Source organism: Dokdonella sp. (assembly GCF_051958935.1).
Taxonomy (GTDB): Bacteria; Pseudomonadota; Gammaproteobacteria; order Xanthomonadales; family Rhodanobacteraceae; genus Dokdonella_A.
Map to the genome: position 1 here is coordinate 1 of NZ_JBQCFP010000012.1, position 17,876 is coordinate 17,876.

Annotated in this window: 12 protein-coding genes and 1 pseudogene; 7 read left to right on the forward strand and 6 right to left on the reverse strand. The window is 69.3% G+C overall.

Features of this window, described 5'->3' with window-relative positions; all coding sequences use genetic code 11:
- The 3 genes from ACTHK2_RS01005 to ACTHK2_RS01015 form a co-directional block, all read right to left on the reverse strand.
- The coding region (locus tag ACTHK2_RS01005) for a TonB-dependent receptor plug domain-containing protein (RefSeq protein WP_440243786.1) at positions 1–830 on the reverse strand (830 nt) is incomplete at its 3' end.
- Between the two features lie 113 nt (positions 831–943).
- The gene (locus tag ACTHK2_RS01010) at positions 944–1,978 is read right to left on the reverse strand and encodes a FecR family protein (protein WP_440243788.1); all 1,035 of its coding nucleotides are present in this window, start codon (positions 1,976–1,978) and stop codon (positions 944–946) included.
- On the reverse strand, positions 1,956–2,543 hold the full coding sequence (locus ACTHK2_RS01015) for an RNA polymerase sigma factor (RefSeq protein ID WP_440243790.1): 588 nt from the start codon (positions 2,541–2,543) through the stop codon (positions 1,956–1,958). Before ACTHK2_RS01015 ends, ACTHK2_RS01010 begins: the two co-directional genes overlap by 23 nt.
- Positions 2,544–3,721: 1,178 nt before the next feature.
- Here ACTHK2_RS01015 and ACTHK2_RS01020 point away from each other — a divergent pair.
- A pseudogene (locus ACTHK2_RS01020) lies at positions 3,722–4,036 on the forward strand (Type 1 glutamine amidotransferase-like domain-containing protein); the annotation flags it as partial.
- Between the two features lie 426 nt (positions 4,037–4,462).
- Complete coding sequence (locus tag ACTHK2_RS01025) at positions 4,463–5,458, forward strand: isoaspartyl peptidase/L-asparaginase family protein (protein WP_440243838.1); 996 nt, start codon at positions 4,463–4,465, stop codon at positions 5,456–5,458.
- A 51-nt stretch (positions 5,459–5,509) separates the two neighbouring features.
- Here the strand turns inward: ACTHK2_RS01025 and ACTHK2_RS01030 are convergent, their stop codons facing one another.
- Positions 5,510–8,650 (reverse strand): M36 family metallopeptidase, encoded by a 3,141-nt coding sequence (locus tag ACTHK2_RS01030; RefSeq protein ID WP_440243792.1) that lies wholly within the window; start codon positions 8,648–8,650, stop codon positions 5,510–5,512.
- A 501-nt stretch (positions 8,651–9,151) separates the two neighbouring features.
- Positions 9,152–9,604 (reverse strand): nuclear transport factor 2 family protein, encoded by a 453-nt coding sequence (locus tag ACTHK2_RS01035; protein WP_440243794.1) that lies wholly within the window; start codon positions 9,602–9,604, stop codon positions 9,152–9,154.
- 212 nt (positions 9,605–9,816) lie between these two features.
- Between ACTHK2_RS01035 and rfbB the strand changes: the two genes are divergently transcribed.
- Complete coding sequence (rfbB, locus tag ACTHK2_RS01040; protein ID WP_440243796.1) at positions 9,817–10,872, forward strand: dTDP-glucose 4,6-dehydratase; 1,056 nt, start codon at positions 9,817–9,819, stop codon at positions 10,870–10,872.
- A gap of 9 nt (positions 10,873–10,881) precedes the next feature.
- Here the strand turns inward: rfbB and ACTHK2_RS01045 are convergent, their stop codons facing one another.
- A complete protein-coding gene (locus ACTHK2_RS01045) occupies positions 10,882–13,338 on the reverse strand; it encodes a hypothetical protein (RefSeq protein WP_440243797.1) in 2,457 nt (818 codons plus the stop codon).
- A 64-nt stretch (positions 13,339–13,402) separates the two neighbouring features.
- On the opposite strand from ACTHK2_RS01045, the gene rfbA reads away from it, so the two are divergent.
- The 4 genes from rfbA (at position 13,403) to ACTHK2_RS01065 (ending at position 17,759) form a co-directional block, all read left to right on the forward strand.
- Positions 13,403–14,287, forward strand: a complete 885-nt coding sequence (gene rfbA, locus ACTHK2_RS01050; RefSeq protein WP_440243799.1) for a glucose-1-phosphate thymidylyltransferase RfbA — start codon at positions 13,403–13,405, stop codon at positions 14,285–14,287.
- A complete protein-coding gene (rfbC, locus tag ACTHK2_RS01055; protein ID WP_440243801.1) occupies positions 14,284–14,838 on the forward strand; it encodes a dTDP-4-dehydrorhamnose 3,5-epimerase in 555 nt (184 codons plus the stop codon). The genes rfbA and rfbC overlap by 4 nt, the downstream gene beginning before the upstream one ends.
- Before the next feature lie 317 nt (positions 14,839–15,155).
- Positions 15,156–16,187, forward strand: coding sequence for a dTDP-4-dehydrorhamnose reductase (rfbD, locus tag ACTHK2_RS01060; RefSeq protein ID WP_440243803.1), 1,032 nt, complete (start codon positions 15,156–15,158; stop codon positions 16,185–16,187).
- 60 nt (positions 16,188–16,247) lie between these two features.
- Positions 16,248–17,759, forward strand: a complete 1,512-nt coding sequence (locus ACTHK2_RS01065; protein WP_440243805.1) for a mannose-1-phosphate guanylyltransferase/mannose-6-phosphate isomerase — start codon at positions 16,248–16,250, stop codon at positions 17,757–17,759.
- The last annotated feature ends 117 nt before the right edge of the window (positions 17,760–17,876 follow it).

Below are 17,876 nucleotides of genomic sequence, written 5' to 3' on the forward strand. Positions count from 1 at the left end.
ATGCGCTTCTTCAGGATGAAGTTGACGACGCCGGAGATCGCGTCCGAACCGTAGATCGCCGATGCGCTGCCGGTAAGCACTTCGATCCGGTCGATCATCCCGATCGGGATGTTCGAGATGTCGGTGAAGTTACTGCGTCCCTTGAACGGCATCGGAAAGTCGGCGATGCGGCGGCCGTTGACGAGCACGAGCGTGTGGTTGGGGCCGAGACCGCGAAGATCCACCTGCTGCGCACCGGGCGAGAAGTCGGCGCCACTCGCCGACTGCTGGCTCTGCGTCTCGCCGCCGTTCTGCGTCATCGCGCGCAGCACGTCGGGCACGGTGGTGAAGCCGTTCGCCTTGATCTCCTCGGCGGTGATCACCGTGATCGGCGCCGGCCCTTCGATCTGCGCGCGCGGAATGCGCGAGCCGGTGACCTGCAGCGTCTCGAATTTCGTCACCGGCTTGTCGTCCTGCGCCGGCTCCTTGGGCGGCGCGCTCTTCGGCGTCGCCGCCGGCGCTGCCGGGCGCTCCGCCGCGGCCTGGTCGCGTTCGATCAGCAGCGCGCCCGACGACGCGTCGCGCGTCGCGCTGAAGCCGCTGCCGCGCAGCAGGCCCTCGAGCGCCTGCTCGGTCGACGTCGCGCCGTGCACGCCCGCGGTGTGCACGCCCTTGAGCTGGTCGGCGCGATAGACGAGCTGGGTGCCCGACTGGCGCGCGAGCGTGTTCAGCGCGGTCGCGAGGTCACCCGCGGGCACGTCGATCGTGGATGAAGACGGCACCTGCGCCTGCGCGGCGAGCGCGGTGGAACAGGCGAGACTGAGCAGCAGCATACGCAACGGTCGACGCATCGACGACACTCCCCCGGGTACTCGGAACGGCCCCTTCTTCGACATCGGGACGAACGAGCGGCCGATTCCCCCCATCCGCTCGCGGCCGCATCGAGCCGCCCGGCGAAGCGCGGTCAGCGCGCGTGCAGCACGGTGCGGTTGGGCAGCCGTTCGGCGCGCACGGGAAAGCCCATTTCGAGCAGCTTGACGAAGCTGTCGACGTTCGCCCAGCGGAAGTTGCCGCCCACGCGCAGGTCGCCGATCGCGGCGTCGGCGAGCTCGAGCTTGCGCGTGTTGAAGCGGTTGAACTCCGCCGCCGCGTTCGCCAGCGAGGTGTCGTCGAAGGTGAGGAAGCCACTGCGCCACTCGAGGTAGCGCTCCGCTTCGGCGACGGGCAGCGAGCGCACGAACACGCCGTTGCGCCCGGCGGTGGCGACGCTGCCCGCGGGCAGCAGGGACACCGGCGTGGCGCGGCCGTCGGCGCCCGGCGGCGCGTCGAAGCGCACCTTGCCCTCGGTGACGACCACGCGCACGTCCTGCGCATCGCTGCGCACCGAGAACCGCGTGCCGACCGCGGTCGCGCGGCGCCCGCCGGACGACACGACGAAGGGCCGCCCGGCGTCGTGGGCCACGTCGAAATAGGCTTCGCCCTCGAGCAGCTCGACGTCGCGCTCGCCGCGCGTCATGCGCACGTGCAGGCGGCTGTTGCTGCTCAGCACGACGTTGCTGCCGTCGGCGAGCGTCACCGCCTGTACCTGTCCGAGCATGCTCGCGTAGTCCGCCTCGGATCGGCCGCCGAGCTGCCAGCCGAGCCACAGCGCCGAACCGGTCGCGACCAGCGCGAACCCCGCGGCGAGCGCATAGCGCCAACGGCGCGCCGGCTGCGTTGCGCGCGCGCGTGCGGCGCGGACATACGTCGCGGGCACGAGCGCCCCGATCGTCCACGCGCCGCGCGGCGGCACCGTGCCGCCGGGCAGCCCGGCCGCGAGCGCCTGCAGGCGTCCTGCTTCGCGCCAGGCCGCCTGGACGCGCAGGAACTCCACGCGATGACGCGTCGATGCTTCCAGCCAGTCCTCGAACGCGCGTTCGTCGCGCGCGCTCCAGTCGCCGCGGTCGCGGCGCGCGAGCCATTCGGCCGCCGCGTGCTCAATCCGCCTGCTGTCGTGCATCGTCTTCGTCCTCGTCGATGGCCGTCCGTGCGGGGGCGCGTCCGTCGGTCGCCGCGCCACCGTAGAGATGGTCGGCAATCAGGCGCATGCCCTTGGCCAGGTGTTTTTCCACGGTCTTGCCGCTGATGCCCAGTTGTTCGGCGACCACCTTCTGCGGCAGCTCTTCGACCCGCCGCAGCCACACGACCTCGCGGCAGCGGTCGGGCAAGCGGTCGAGTGCTTCGGCGAGCCGCCTGAGCGCCTGGCGCGCGCCGGCCCAGCGCTCGGGCGACACGTCGTCGACGAGATAGACGTTCGAGGGCTCGAAATCACCCACCGGCTCGATCGACACCACGCGACCGCGCCGCGCGCGGTCGGTCATGAGGTGGCGCGCGGTCGTGAACAGGAACGCCTGCGGCGACGCCGGGCAACTGCGCGCGGCCGCTTCGTACACGCGCGCATAGACCTCCTGGCGCAGGTCGTGCAACTCGTCGCGCTGCGGCCAGCAGCGCTCGAGGTAGTGCACGAGCGCGCGTTCGTGCACGAGGATCTCGCGGGCGAACCAGACGTCGATGTCGGTGGGCATGGGCTCACTCTAGCAAGGACGAAGGAATGCAGGGCATGCATGGCGTGCGTCTTGGGGGGCTTGGCAGCCTTGGCACCTTGGCACCTGCCACCTTGCGGCTTGGCGCACCACATAGGCGTCATTCCCGCGAAAGCGGGAATCCATTTTTTGCTCTTGCTCTTGATCCATCATGGGGCAATGAAGAGCGGATCCCGACGGGGCTTCTCTCGCGAACAGAGGCGGCGTCGCCCGGTTCTGCCCGCCTCGGCGGCGAGCAAACGCCGTCATTCCGGCGAAAGCCGGAATCCAGCTTATCGTGTCGATGGGGCTGAAGACGTCGGGGCCGCCGCATCAGGCTTCTTTCGCCTCCCGCGGCGCTGTCGCGAGGTTCCGCTCGCCTCGGCGGCGAGCGGGTGACTTCCCTTTGCTTGCCCGAAGAGAAGTCACCAAGAGAAAGGGCACCCCGCGTCGCCGCCCGCGAGGCTGCGCCTCGCGGGTCCGCGGTCGTCGGCCGGGTGCGCCGACAGCGCATCCCGCGCTGACGGCGCACGGCGCGCGATCCCTCGCGCGCCCCTTCGGGCCGTTTCGGCCCCCGCCCGCCGGCGCCGAGGGGACCCCGGTGGAGCAAGCAAGAGCACGAAGAGCACGAGCAGGAAGAGCACGAGCGCGAAGAGCACGGGCACGAAGAGCACGAAGGGCCTTCCTCGGCGTCGTCCCGGCGGAAGCCGGGCCCCAGCGTCGTGGGATGCCGGAACGAAGCACTGGACCCCGGCTTTCGCCGGATGACGATGCTGTTTTGCGCCCGCCGCCGACGCGAGCGGAACCTCGCGATGACGCCGCGTTCCGCGAAGCAAGCCCTGCGCAGCGATCGGCGCACCGGGCCGCGTACGTAACAATCCGCTCGGCGGGCCGAGATGCCACTCCGAAATGGGGGAACCCGGCCCGCGGTTCGTCTAATGAAACGGCAGCGATCGGCTGAGCTTTGAAAGGGGAGTGGCGGCATGGCGCACATGAGGGCCGGGTATCGATGGATCGCGGGCGTGCTGCTCGCCTGCATGTTCGCGGCAACGGCACACGCCGCCGCCCACTACGATCGCTACGTGCTCGGCGACACCGCGGCGAAGACGCTTGGCCGCGTGCAGCCAGGGCTGCTGCTCATGGGGGGCGGCGATCGCAACTTCGATGCCTTGCGCTGGTTCATGCAGCGCGCCGGCAATGGCCACATCGTCGTGCTGCGCGCATCGCAGGCGGGCGAGATCGGCGAGGAGTTCTACAATGACGTCGGCGGCATCGCCTCGGTCGAGACGTTCGTGTTCAAGGATCGCGAAGCGTCGACCGACCGCGCGATCCTGCGCAGCCTCGCGCGTGCCGACGGCATCTTCATCGGCGGCGGCGACCAGTCGCGCTATGTGCGCTACTGGCGCGGCACGCCGGTCGCCAGGGCGCTCGACGCGCACGTGCGCGCGGGCAAGCCGCTCGGCGGCACGAGCGCGGGCCTCGCGATGCTCGGCGAATACCTTTACGGCGCGATGGACGGCGGCAGCCAGATCAGCCCGCGCGCGCTCGCCGACCCGCTCGGTCCGGAGAATACGATCGAGGCGGATTTCCTCCATCTGGAGCGCCTGAAGGGCATCGTCACCGACACGCATTTCAGCGAGCGCAATCGGCTCGGCCGGCTCATCGCGTTCGTCGCCAAGGCCGAGTCGGTCGCGGGCCGCCCGCTGCTCGGCCTCGGCGGCGATGAAGACGCCGCGGTCGCAGTCGACGGTGACGGCCCCGCGCGCGTGTACGCGCCCGCGCCCGGCGCGGGCGCGACCGTCGTGAAAGGCGGCTTCGTCGCACAGGCCGAGGACAAGCCGATGCAGCAGACGCGCATCGACACCGTCGGTGCCGGCGCCGCATCGCTGCTGCACCTGCCCGACGGGCGTGTCGACAAGCCGATGTTCGAGCGTCGCTACGCCGTGCGCGACGGCATCCTCGTCTCGATGGGCTCGCCGATGCTCGTGATCCACGGCGGCGCCGGTGTCGAGCGCAAGGAGATGACGGCGGCCGACGAAGCCGCCGCGCGCAGCGCGCTCGAAGCCGCCTTGCGCGCAGGTCACGCGCAGCTCCAGGCGGGCAAGCCCGCCGTCGAAGCCGTGACGGCGGCGATCAGCCTGCTCGAGGACGCGCCGCAGTTCAACGCGGGCCGCGGCGCCGTGTTCAACCATGACGGCCGGAACGAACTCGACGCTTCGGTCATGGACGGTGCGAGCGGCAAGGCCGGCGCGGTCGCCGGCGTGCATCGCGTGAAGAACCCGATCCTGCTCGCGCGCACCGTGATGGACAAGTCACATCACGTGATGATGGCCGGTGACGGCGCCGAGGCGTTCGCGAAGGGGCAGGGCATCGCGCTCGTCGACCCGAAGTACTTCCGCACCGAGAAGCGCTGGGAGCAGTTGCAGAAGGCACTGCGCGACGAAAAGGCCGGTGTCGCGTCGCTCGACATCGGCCGCAATTACTTCGGCACCGTCGGCGCGCTCGCGCTCGACAACGATGGCCATCTCGCCGCGGGCACCTCGACCGGCGGCATGACCAACAAGCGTTACGGCCGCATCGGCGACTCGCCGATCATCGGCGCGGGCACCTGGGCCGACGAGCGCTGCGCGGTGTCGGGCACGGGCTGGGGCGAGTTCTACATCCGCGACGCGGCCGCACACGAGATCTGCGCACGCGTGCGCCTGTCCGGCGAATCGATCGCGCGCGCGGCGCGAGAGGTCATCAACGGCGAGATCCCGAAGGCCGGCGGCGACGGCGGCGCGATCGCGCTCGCGAGCGACGGTTCGTTCGCGTTTCCGTTCAACACCGAAGGCATGTACCGCGGCTGGATCAGCGCCGACGGCGAGCCGCACGTCGCGATCTACGCGCAGGACGCGCTGCGCGGCGACGAGCACTGATCGCGCGGCACGACCGGCGCATGCCGATCGTGCCGCTGCCGATACGGGACTTCAGCGGAGGTCGACGACGACGCGGCTGAACACCGGCTGCGCAGCCCCCTGCACTTCGACGCGACCGATCGCCCAGTGGCTGAAGTGCTCGAAGTAGCCGGCGTCCATGCGCGCATGCCAGCGCAGCTGCACGACGCGGCCCGCGAGTGACGTGCCGAAGTCGAGCGTGTCGTTGCGCCAGCCGGACGAGGCGCCCGTGAACGTCGCGCTGCCCGCGGCCAAGTAGGACGCGGCATCCTCCCACTCGCCGCCGTCGAGGCTCAGTTCGAGCGTGCCGCTGCCGGGGCGTGCGCGCGTGTCCGCAGGCAGCCGATCGAACGCGTAATCGTGGCGCAGGAGCACGCGCAGTGGCGCGGTCGCCGAGGCCGCGAACGGACGCGTCGCGAGGTGCGCATCGATCGCCGCGTGCACGTCGCCGACGACGTATGCCGCTCGGCCCGCGTAGCTGTCGCGCTGCCAGTGCGTGCCGCAGTAGACGTAGCAATAATCGGGCGCGTCGAAATCGCCGAGGCTGGACGTCCAGTCCGCGGCGAACGTCGCCGCTGCCGCGAGCGTGTCGATGCTGCGATCGAGCCTGAGGTCGTAGTTGACGAGGAATGAAGCATCGCGCTGCGCGTGCACCTCGGGGCGGCGGTCGGTCGCCTGCACGGTCAGCGGGAGCTCGATCGCGCCTGCGCGGTTCTGCACGCGCACGTCGAACTCGACGGTGCGGCGTTCGCCCGGCGCGAGCGCGACCGCCGGTGCGACCGGTCCGTGCGGGAACGCATACGCGTCGCCGCCTGCATGCACCTTGACGCGCACGGCGGCGAGCGGCGAGAAGCCGGTGTTCTGTACCGCCACGCGCAGCACGCCGCGTTCGCCACGATCGAGCACGCCGTCGCCGTCGCCGCCCGCGGCTTCAGCGAGTTCGACGTCGACGATACCGAGCGCGCGCTCGGCGTCGACGAAGCTCTCGACCGCGCCGCGCAGGTCGACCGAATAGCGATCGGGCGCGACCGCGCCTGCACCGAGGCCGCGCTCGGCGAAGCCGCTGCGGCAGCGGCGGTAGTCCGCTTCGCTGTCGGCGCGGATCACCGCGAGCAGCGCATTTCGCGCCTCGGTGTAGTCGGCGTCCGCGGGAATAAGCTTGAGCGAGGCGACGAGGTCGGCGAGAAAGCGGTTGCGCGTCGCTTCGAACTGCGCGGGCGGTGCCGCCGCGAGGATGCCGCGCGAACATTGCCAGAGCGCTTCGGTCCAGACTTCGCCCGCGGTGTGGATCTCGGCGTTGGTCAACGAACGCAGCTTCCAGTCATAGGCGTGCAGGCTGTCCGGCAGCGGATGGTCCATGCCGATCGACGCGAACGTGAGCGGGTTGATCGCGAGGTCGGCGCTGTGCGGGAAGCGCCGGATGCCGTGGTAGTAGGTGTCGTCCGGATGGCCGGGCGAGCCCGCGGCCGGGTACGGGTCGCGCGGGTAGTCGTAGTCGCGGTTCATGTACGCGCCGATCGCGTAGTTGCCGTAGAACGGCGGGCGGCCCGGCATCGCGTCGCGATCCTGCGCGCGCACGCTGAGCAGCAGGCCGACGAAGTCGGCGATGCCCTCGTTGAGCGCGCCCTGCTGGCCCGCGTACGACATGCGCGTGAGGCGGCCGAACATCGTGTGCGACCACTCGTGCGCGAGTACGCCGAAATCGAGCGCGCTGACGTCGCGGTTGCTTCCGGAAAAGACGTTCGCGCCGAGTAACAGCGCGCCGTTCGTGTTGCCGTCGTCCTCCGAGACGAGCGTGAACGTGGCCCCGTACGCAGCCGTCACCAGCAGCGGGTCGCCGCCAATGCCGCCGCGGCCATGGTTGTCGACCTGCATGTTGCCGGCTTCCTCGTCGTAGCCGAGGTCGTAGAAGAGGTCGTGCAGCCAGTTGCTCGCGTAGAACGCCTGCACGATCTTCGCGTCGAGCTGCACCGAGTCGGTCGGGATCGGCAGCGGCAGGCCATCGGCATCGCATTGCACGAAGTCATTCAGCGTGTCGGTCACGTCGTAGGCGTAGTCGAACGCGTGCGCGCCGCTCGCCGGAGCGCGGAAGTCGCCTTCCTCGGGGCGGAACTGTTCATCCGATGCGTAGGTGCAATAGCCGTCCTCGTCGACGGGGTCGGCATTGAAGAACGCATCGACGTTGTTGCCCGAGGTCGTCGTCGCGTCGTCGGCGAGCCAGGGGTCGCCGGTGCTGATGCCCGCATGCGCGAGCGTGACGAGATTCATCGGCGCGGGCACGTCGGGCAGGTAACCGCTCGGCAAACGCGTCGGATACGGGTTGGTGAAACCGAACGGATCGACGTACGGGGTGCCGTCGGTGTCGGCGAACACGCGATACGAGAACGGCACGAGATCGTGCACGAGGTCGGTGCTCGACAGCACGCGGTCGTCGTCGGAGGCAATGATCAGCGCGCGCGCGTCGAGTCGGCCGACGCCGGGGCGATGGCCGACGATCTCGATGCGCCAGGCCGGCAGCAGGGCATCGCGGGCGGGGTACCAGACCGGCTTGACGCTCGCCGGCCGATTCGGCACGAACCCGGGCGAACGCTCGATCGCGTATCGCGTCGCGCCGGCGCGATCGGCCTCGAGCTCGCGCACCGGGCTTGCGGCGAGCAGGCCGTCGACGACGCCGGCGCCGATCCGCAGCGCATGCAGCGGGTCGCCGTGGAAGCCGCGCGCATGCGCATCGGCGGCGTACGGGCTGTGGCCGCCGCCGATCGCCTTCGCTTCGAGCGCGCGATCGAGCAGCACGGCGACGCGTGCACCATACACCTCGATGCCGTCGACCGATTGCGGAAACTGCACGACATACGGACCGTGGCGCGTCGCATGCACGCGGGCCGACTCCGCAGGTACGTCCAGCGATGCGGACTTCGCGTTGCCGGCGAGTGCACGTCGTGCCGCCGCGACGATCGCGTCGCGTGGCGCGGGCACGGTGTTCACCACCGCCATCGATTTCGGCACGGAGGCGCCGACATCGTCGGCGGCGAGCCAGCCGACCTGCGGCTGCAAGTGGAGGGGCTCGAAGCGCGCATGGCTCGCCGGCGGCGCGGCAACCGCACCGTGGACACCTGCGAGCAGCAAGGCGAGCGGCCAGTACCTGCGCCGGGCGAAGCGATCGGGACGTTGCATGACGGTTCCTCAGCAGTCGATGGACGGGAACAGCGCGCCGATCATACGACGAGGCGCGTCGTACGTATCGTGGTGTCGTTCCCTCCGCTGCATATACGCATGAGCGCGCGCTCGGCTATCAGGTCGTCGGAAGAAAAAACGCCCCGCAGTGTCCGGCGTCTCGCGACGTGCGGCTGCGGGGCAGTGATCGGCGGACACGGGGAACGGGACCGCCGACGTGGGGGGGGGGCGGTGCCATGCGCCTGCATGGACCGCGCGCCCGGGGGAACTGGTCAGCTCACGTCCTCCTTCCGTACCGGCCACCCTGGGTCATCCAGACTTGGTCGGATCGCGAGCTGGACGTGGACGATAGGCACCGCTCGCCGCATGCCTGGTGAATGTGCAGGCGGTGAGGAGCCGATCGTTCAGGCGGGGTTCGGCGGTGCAGTGCGGGGTGCGTGAGCGCCGTCGCGGGGGCGAAGCACGGCGGTACGCGCGCAGCGCGTGCCGCCGTGTGCCCCCTCAGTATTCGACATCGACCGCACGCGACGCATGCGCATGCACGTTGCGCCACCGCCCGCGCTCGCGGATGTAGGTGTCGGAGAACTTCACGCGACTGTCGAACGGTTGGCCGTGGTCGACGCCCTTCTGGTGCAGGGTTGCGACGACGATCGCGGTATCGCCGTGCACGCGCACGACCCAGCCGCTGCTTTCGTTGATGTCCCAGTGGTTTTCCGGTGCCGCGACCTCGGCGAGGATGTCGGCCTTCATGCGTTCGGCGCCGCTCGAGACGACGAGCACATAGTCGTCGGTGAAGATGTCGCGCAGCGCGTCGAGGTCGCGTTCGACGAACGCGCGTTGCATGCGTTGGTCGGTGGCGATCAGCGCGGCGATGTCGGCCGCGTCGCCGGCATTGGTCGCAGGCGATACGGCGGCGATCAGGGCGGCGGTCGCGGCCAGGGTCGGCAGGGGCATGGCGTCGTCTCGATGGCTGGAAGCGGTCGCGCGGCGACCGTGCGACGACGATGCTAGCGTCGCTCCCGCGCGTGGACTCGCCGGATCCGGCCATCAATGACCACCGGCCGCGCGGGGTTCAGGGCCGCCGGATTCGCGTTCGACGGTCCCTGCCGCTACGATACGAACGGGGCCGTTCACGGCCTTTTTTCCCTCGCGGAACCCAGGATCGGATGAAAACCCTGCTCGTCACCGGCGGTGCCGGCTTCATCGGCGGCAACTTCGTGCTCGGCACCTTGCCCCAGGGCGGCTGGCGCATCGTCAATCTCGACGCGCTCACCTATGCCGGCAATCGCGACACGCTCGCCGCGGTCGAAGGGCGGGGCGACTACGCGTTCGTGCACGGCGACATCGGCGACGCGGCGCTCGTCAAGCGCGTGTTCGCCGAACACGCCCCCGATGCGATCGTCAATTTCGCCGCCGAATCGCACGTCGATCGCTCGATCGACGGCCCGGCCGCGTTCGTGCTGACCAATGTCGTCGGCACGCTCAACCTGCTCGAATGCGCGCTCGCCTACTGGCGCGCGCTGCCGCTCGAGCGCCAGGACGGCTTCCGCTTCCTGCACGTGTCGACCGACGAGGTCTACGGCTCGCTCGGGCCGGTCGGCCGCTTCAGCGAGCAATCACCCTACCAGCCCAATTCCCCGTACTCGGCCTCGAAGGCGGCGTCCGACCACCTCGTGCGCGCGTTCCACCACACCTACGGGCTGCCGGTGCTGACGACGAACTGCTCGAACAATTACGGGCCGTACCAGTTCCCCGAGAAGCTCATCCCGCTCATGATCCAGAAGGCGCTCGCCGGCGAGCCGTTGCCGGTGTACGGCGATGGCCGCAACGTGCGCGACTGGCTTTACGTCGGCGACCACTGCGCGGCGATCCGGCGCGTCCTCGAAATCGGCCGCGTCGGCGAGGTCTACAACGTCGGTGGTGATGCCGAACGGGAGAACATCCACGTCGTGAAGACGATCTGCGCCTTGCTCGACGAGCGCCGCCCGCTCGCCGACGGCCGCAAGCGCGAATCGCTGATCAGCTACGTCAAGGACCGCCCCGGCCACGACCGCCGCTATGCGATCGACGCCTCGAAGATCAAGCGCGACCTCGGTTGGCGCCAGACCGAATCGTTCGAATCCGGTCTCGCGCGCACGATCGACTGGTACCTCGACCACCAGGACTGGGTCGGCCGCGTCCTCGACGGCAGCTACCGGATGGAACGCCTCGGCGCGGCCTGAGCTCTTTCGTCATCGCTCGAAACCGTCGGCGAACAGCGTCGGAGCCGTGCGCCGCACGTAGGCGGTGCGTGCGGAGCCTGCGTGATCCTCCCAGCCGGCCGTGATGATCGAGCCGTCCTGCTGCAGCAGCAAGCCTGTAATCGCGCCGCTCGTGCAACCGGCAGCGAACGCGCACGACGCAGCGTCGAGGCCGCTGTCCCACAGCGTCTGGCCAGTGTTCGCGTCAATGGCGATGGTGAACGCACGCCCGTCGTCGTCCGTCGGTGGCCAGTGCGAAAAATGTGTGCCCGCGAGGATGATGCGCCCGGCGTCGGCTGCCACGCCGCCCCAAGTGACCTCTTGTGGCCACAGCCCCCGCTGCCAGCCGATCGATCCATTGGCCGCGATGCGCGCGACTCGGGTGCACCCCGCGTCGACGAAGCCGATGACGACGGAGCCATCGTCCAACTCGGCCGGTGCCGACGCCCCGTAGCCGTTCGTCGACAGGATCGTCGACGTGACCGGAGCGCCGTTGGCGGATCGGAGCCGCCGCAATGTGAGTGACACGTGGCCGGGTGTTCCCGGTGCCTGTCCTATCGCGGCGATCGATCCGTCGGCGAGGAAAGCGAGCTGCATGAGTGCCAGGTTCAGCTCGCGGTCCCACGCCGGCATCCCATCCGCATTCAAAACCCAAAGGTGCGAAGAATTGCTCGCGCCGCGTGCGTTCGTGCTCGCGAAGATGCGACCGTCGGGCGCGAGCCAGAGTCCGTTCGGAACAGCGTCGTTCGCAAGCGTCGTCTCGCCGGTGACCACGCCACTGGGCGAAAGGCGCGTGAGCGTGGTCGCAAAATCCGTCGTTCCCGCGGGCGAGCGCATCACCAGCGTCTCGCCGCCCGGCAGTGCCAGCATGTAGCGCGGGCTGGGCTGCACGTTGCTCGGCAGGTTGCGCGTCCACGATACGGCGCCCATCGGGTCGATTCTGATCGTGGAGTCGTTCGGTCCCTCGATAGACGTGCCGCCGAACAGGGTATTGCCCGCATCGTCGGTCGTAATGGCGCAGTCTCTCCATTCGATGTCGAAGTCGTGTTCCCACATCAATGCGCCATCGGTGGCGCGCGCGACGACACCGCAATGGCCCCGGGGAAACCGCAGGAGCGAGCGCAGGCTTCCATCCGCCGCCGTCACGATCGCGCCCATTTCGGACGGCAGTGCGCCCGGCCCGATCGATCGACCCGCACCGACCGTGCCGTCCGCTTCGATGCGGGCGATGACCGGGTTGCTCAGGTCCGGCCTGCCGGGAAACATCGCCATGGCCATCGCTTCGGTGCCGGTGGGCAGGAGCGCAAGGGCACCCTGGTAGAGCGGCAACGGCGACGCCCATTGCAAGGTGCCTTCGTCCGAATACCGCATCAGCGAGCTGTTCGCGTTCCCGCTGCCCGGCGTAGCGAGCACCATCAGCGCTCCCGACGGCGACACGGTGGCGATGCCGCCCGACGAGCCACGCAGCGTGGTCGTCCACCGTGTCACGCCGGTCGAAGCCTGGTGGCTGGAGATCACCAGGTCGGGCACGGCAACGGTCCCGTCCGAAACGGCCATCACCGCATTGCCATGCAAGTCTTCGACGAGGGAGGCGCCACCCAGAATGGACAAGGGAATGTCGTGTGACCAACTCGTCGAGAGATCCGCGCCGAGCCTTGCGAGCTGCAGGCCGGTATCAGCGTACCGGATCGTCATGATGCCGGCCGCGCGGGACGGCGCGTACTCCACGGCTTCGGACACCGTCGATGCTCCCGGATTGCCCACGCCGTCCACGCGGAACAGCCGATCCGGATTCGGCCAGGCGTCGGTTCCGGTCACGTACTCATTGCCCGCACCGTCCTTGAAATAGCGCTCGAACGTTGCCCAGCCGGACGAAACGTAGGTCGTTTGGTGCTGCAGTGAATGAGGGGCGAATCGCACCACGACCTGGTGGTTGACGGGCGAGGCGTAACTGGTCGCGAACAAGGTAACGAAGCGGTCGGCCGTTTCGGTGGCGGCCATGCACTCGAGCGGATGGCCCTCGCCATCGTCGATGGGCTCCCAAGCGCGGACCGTGCCCTGCGAATCGAGCAGGGTCGCGACGCAACCGCCCTGCGAACTCACCGCCGCGAACGTATCCTGGTTGGCCAGCTGCACGACGACGGCATGGTGGAAGTCCTGCGGCGGCATCGTCATGCGGCGCTTCCAGGCCGTGCTGCCATTGGCGGTGACGCGAACGAGCTCGACCTGCGGATCGGATTCGGGCGAGTACATCAGGTTCAAGGGAAACACCAGGTAACCGCCGCCGCCTGCTACCGGCGTCGCGATGACGTTTCCCGTGAAAGAGGGAGTTCCCATTACAATGCTGGCCGCCACCCACGATTCGCCCGCTTCGGACACGCGGTAGCCAGCCGTTGCAAGGGCGCAGACGACCACGACGACGGCACGCATGGACGAGCGGACGGCCATTCCGCAATCCCCTGGTTGCAAAAATATCATTCTTGGAATGATCTCCTAGTCGGAACACGCGTTCATGCATTCGAAAGGCATCATTCTCGCCGGCGGGTCCGGCACGCGGCTGTACCCGGTGACGCAAGCGGTCAGCAAGCAGCTGCTGCCGGTGTACGACAAGCCGATGATCTACTACCCGCTGTCGACGCTCATGCTCGCCGGCATCCGCGACGTGCTCGTGATCAACACGCCGCACGAGCAGGCCTTGTTCCAGCGCCTGCTCGGCGACGGTTCGCAATGGGGCATCTCGATCCGCTATGCGGTGCAGCCCTCGCCGGACGGGCTCGCGCAGGCGTTCCTGATCGGGCGCGAATTCGTCGCGGGCGAGCCGAGTTGCCTCGTGCTCGGCGACAATATCTTCTACGGCCACGGGTTCACCGACCAGCTCGCGCGCGCGGCGTCGCGCGAGCAGGGTGCGACCGTGTTCGGCTACTGGGTGCGCGATCCGGAGCGTTACGGTGTCGCCGAGTTCGACGCGAACGGCCGCGTGATCGGGCTGGAAGAAAAGCCCGCGCAGCCGCGTTCGCACTGGGCGGTCACCGGGCTCTACTTCTACGACGGCGACGTCTGCGACCATGCGGCCGCGCTGAAGCCCTCGCCGCGCGGCGAGCTCGAGATCACCGATCTCAACCGACGTTACCTCGATGCCGGCCAGCTCATGCTCGAAAAGCTCGGACGTGGCTATGCATGGCTCGATACCGGCACGCACGAATCGCTGGTGCAGGCCTCCAACTACGTCGAGACGATCGAGAACCGCCAGGGGCTCAAGGTCTGTTGTCCCGAGGAAATCGCGTTCCAGCAGGGCTGGATCGACGCCGAGCAGGTGCTGCGCCTCGCCGCGCCGCTCGCCAAGAATGGTTACGGCCAGTATCTGCAGGCAATGGTGAGGCAGGGTCGCACGCCGTGAAGATCGTCAGGACCGAACTCCCCGGCTGCGTCGTGATCGAGCCGGTCGTGCACGGCGACGCGCGCGGCTACTTCTACGAGAGCTTCAATCAGCAGCGCTTCGCCGACGCCGGCTTCGCGCTGCAATTCGTGCAGTCGAACGTGTCGCGCTCCGCGCGCGGCGTGCTGCGCGGCCTGCATTACCAGTGGCCGAACCCGCAAGGCAAGCTCGTCAGCGTGCTCGAAGGCGAGGTCTACGACGTCGCAGTCGACATCCGCGTCGGCTCGCCGACGTTCGGCCGCTGGGCCGCGGCAATCCTCTCGGCCGACAACAAGCGTCATTTCTGGGTGCCCGAAGGCTTCGCGCACGGCTTCGCCGTGCTGTCCGAGTACGCGACCTTCGTCTACCAGTGTACCGCACTGTACGACCGCGCGAGCGACGCCGGCATCCGCTGGAACGACGCCGCACTCGCGATCGACTGGCCCATCGCCGAACCCTCGCTGTCGGACAAGGACACCAAGGCACCGTTCCTCGCCGACGTGCCGCGCGACCGGTTGCCGACGTACGCGTGAGCCCTCACGGCGCAGCGCAGCCGTTGTGGGAGCGGCGGAAGCTCCGATGCTGTTTGATGGCTGAAGGCTGCAGGCTGGAGAGCGCGTGGCCCGCGGGTAGGGCGGATCAAGGCGCGCAGCGCCGGATCCGCCTTCGGGTCGACGCGGCCTCTCCGATACTTGCCTGCCGTCGCGGGCCCAATGCCGGGTCGAAGGGCATCGCGGCTGAGGCTGCCCTCACGAAAGCCCTTCGCATGCCGCGTGGGAGCACCTTCAGTCGCGATGCTGTTGGAGCGGCAGGCATGCGCTCGGCCAGCACGGTGCACTAGGATGCGTGGATGAGCATCTTCCGTGACCGCATCCTACTGCTCGGCGCGAATGGCCAGGTTGGACGCGAACTGCATCTCGCACTGGCGGGGCGAGACGATGTGGTCCTTGCCACGCGCAGTGGCCTGCTCGCCGACGGCACGCCGTGCCTCACGGCCGATCTTGCCGATGAGGCTTCGCTCGCGCGCGCGCTCGTGGAAGCGCGCGCGACGACGATCATCAACGCGGCCGCGTACACGGCGGTCGATCGCGCCGAGGACGAGCCCGAGCTCGCCGATCGCGTCAACCATCGTGCGGTCGGCGAGATCGGCGCATGGGCGGCAGCGCACGGCGCCTGCGTCGTCCATTACTCGACCGACTACGTGTTCGATGGCCACGGCATCACGGGTGCGGACGCTTCGCCGCGCGCGTACCGCGAGGACGATGCGACTGCGCCGCTCGGCGCGTATGGACGCAGCAAGCTCGCGGGAGAGCAGGTGCTCGCGGCGAGCGGCGCGTCGCACCGGATCTTCCGCACGGCATGGGTGTACGCCTCGCACGGCCACAATTTCCTGCGCACGATGCTGCGCCTCGCGGCCGAGCGCGAGGAGTTGCGCGTGGTCGCCGACCAGGTCGGGGCGCCGACGCCGGCGCGCTGGATCGCGGAAGCGACCGTGGCGGTGCTCGCGCAAGGGGGCGACGTGTCGTCCGCCGCGGTGGGCGACGGTGGGACTCGCCGCTTCGCGGCTGCGTCCCACCCTACGGCCCACCCTACGGCTCTCGGGTCTTCGTTCGGGGTGTTCAATCTTGTCGCGGGCGGGCGGTGCAGCTGGTACGAGTTCGCCAGCGCGATCGTCGATGGGGCCGCGGCGCGCGGCCTGATCACGCGCGCGCCGCGCGTCGTGCCGATCGCGAGCGCGGATTTCCCGACCCGGGCGCGCCGCCCGGCCTGGTCCGTGCTCGACGGCGCCCGGCTGAAAGCCGCATTCGGGCTACAATTGCCCGATTGGCGCGCGGGTCTGGACCAGGTTCTCGACGAACTCGCGCGCGCCGGCCCGGCGTGACGCGTCGCGGCCGGGCTTGAAGCGCCGGCCGCCTGCCGGTGCCGGAGCGTTCCGACCACCATGCTCGTCCCCGTGATCCTGTCCGGCGGTGCCGGCACCCGCCTCTGGCCCGTTTCGCGCAGCGCGTACCCGAAGCCGTTCATGCGCATGGGCGACGGCGAATCGTTGCTCAAGAAGACGCTCGACCGCGCGCTGCGCTGCGCCGACGACGGCACCGTGCTCACGGTGACCGGGCGCGACTACTACTTCCTCACGCGCGACGAGTACGCGCAGCACGAGGGCGCGAACCTCGACACCTTGCCGTTCCTGCTCGAACCCGCGGGCCGCAACACCGCGCCCGCGGTCGTGCTCGCCGCGCTGCATGCGCGCGATCGCGTCGGTGCCGACGCGACCCTGCTGATCCTGCCGGCCGATCACCTCATCCGCGATCTCGACGCGTTCGTCGCCGATGCGCGGCGCGCCGCCGCGCTCGCCGAGGACGGCTGGCTCGTCACGTTCGGCATCCGGCCGACGCATCCGGAGACGGGGTTCGGCTACATCCGCATGGGTGCCGCGGTCGAAAGGTCTACGGACGACGCTTCCCCTCATTCGCCCTCCGGGCACCTTCTCCCGCACGCGGGAGAAGGGAAAGCTTCGTTGGGGCGCGTGGTGAACGCGTTCGTCGAGAAGCCGAACCTGCAGACCGCCGAGAGCTACGTCGCCTCGGGCGACTACGTTTGGAACTCGGGCATGTTCTGCTTCCGCGCCGACGCGTTGCTCGCGGTCGCGGCGCAGGTCTGCCCCGACGTGCTGAAGGCGGCCGAGGCCTGCCACGCGCACGCGATGAACCATGCGAGCCCGATCGAATTCGATCGCGACGCATTCCTCGCCCAGCCTGACATCTCGCTCGACTACGCGATCATGGAGCGCGCGCCGAAGGTCGCGGTCGTGCCGGCATCGTTCGACTGGAGCGACATCGGTTCGTGGAAGGCGATGAGCGACCTCGAAGCCGAAGCCGACGACCAGGGCAACCGGGTGCGCGGCCAGGCGATCGTGGTCGAAAGCGCGAACTGCTACATCCAGTCCGACGCGCGCATGGTCGCCGCGGTCGGCGTGCAGGATCTCGTCATCGTCGACACCGGCGACGCCGTGCTCGTTTCCCACCGCGAGCGCGCGCAGCAGGTCAAGCTCGTGGTCGAGCGCCTGCGCGCGACCAACCACGCGGCGGCGAGCGTGCACCAGACCGTGCATCGCCCGTGGGGCAGCTACACCGTGCTCGAGGACGCCGACGACTGCAAGGTCAAGCGCCTCACCGTGAAGCCGGGCCATGTGCTGTCGCTGCAGCTGCACCATCGCCGCAGCGAGCACTGGACCGTGGTCGAGGGGACCGCCAAGGTGCGTGTGGGCGAGGAGGAGTTCCTGCTCCAGCGCAACCAGTCGACGTACATTCCGATGAACACCGTGCACCGGCTCGAGAACCCGACCGACCGCGACATCCACCTCATCGAGGTGCAGTGCGGCGACTACTTCGGCGAGGACGACATCGTGCGCCTCGAGGATCGCTACGGACGCGCGCCGGCCGCGCTGAAGTAACGTCGTGTGCTGCAGTGCGATCCGCAACGGCGCGGGCGTGTGGTAGAACGGAATGACCCGGCCGCACGGGGACGCGCACTGCGCGATCGCGGCCGGATCGGCAATCTAGGGAGAGGT

Coding starts and splice junctions, on each gene's coding strand:
- ACTHK2_RS01010 (WP_440243788.1), bottom strand. CDS start 1,978: ATGCACGACAGCAGGCGGATTGAGCACGCGGCGGCCGAATGGCTCGCG.
- ACTHK2_RS01015 (WP_440243790.1), bottom strand. CDS start 2,543: ATGCCCACCGACATCGACGTCTGGTTCGCCCGCGAGATCCTCGTGCAC.
- ACTHK2_RS01025 (WP_440243838.1), top strand. CDS start 4,463: ATGTTCGAGCGTCGCTACGCCGTGCGCGACGGCATCCTCGTCTCGATG.
- ACTHK2_RS01030 (WP_440243792.1), bottom strand. CDS start 8,650: ATGCAACGTCCCGATCGCTTCGCCCGGCGCAGGTACTGGCCGCTCGCC.
- ACTHK2_RS01035 (WP_440243794.1), bottom strand. CDS start 9,604: ATGCCCCTGCCGACCCTGGCCGCGACCGCCGCCCTGATCGCCGCCGTA.
- rfbB (WP_440243796.1), top strand. CDS start 9,817: ATGAAAACCCTGCTCGTCACCGGCGGTGCCGGCTTCATCGGCGGCAAC.
- ACTHK2_RS01045 (WP_440243797.1), bottom strand. CDS start 13,338: ATGGCCGTCCGCTCGTCCATGCGTGCCGTCGTCGTGGTCGTCTGCGCC.
- rfbA (WP_440243799.1), top strand. CDS start 13,403: ATGCATTCGAAAGGCATCATTCTCGCCGGCGGGTCCGGCACGCGGCTG.
- rfbD (WP_440243803.1), top strand. CDS start 15,156: ATGAGCATCTTCCGTGACCGCATCCTACTGCTCGGCGCGAATGGCCAG.
- ACTHK2_RS01065 (WP_440243805.1), top strand. CDS start 16,248: ATGCTCGTCCCCGTGATCCTGTCCGGCGGTGCCGGCACCCGCCTCTGG.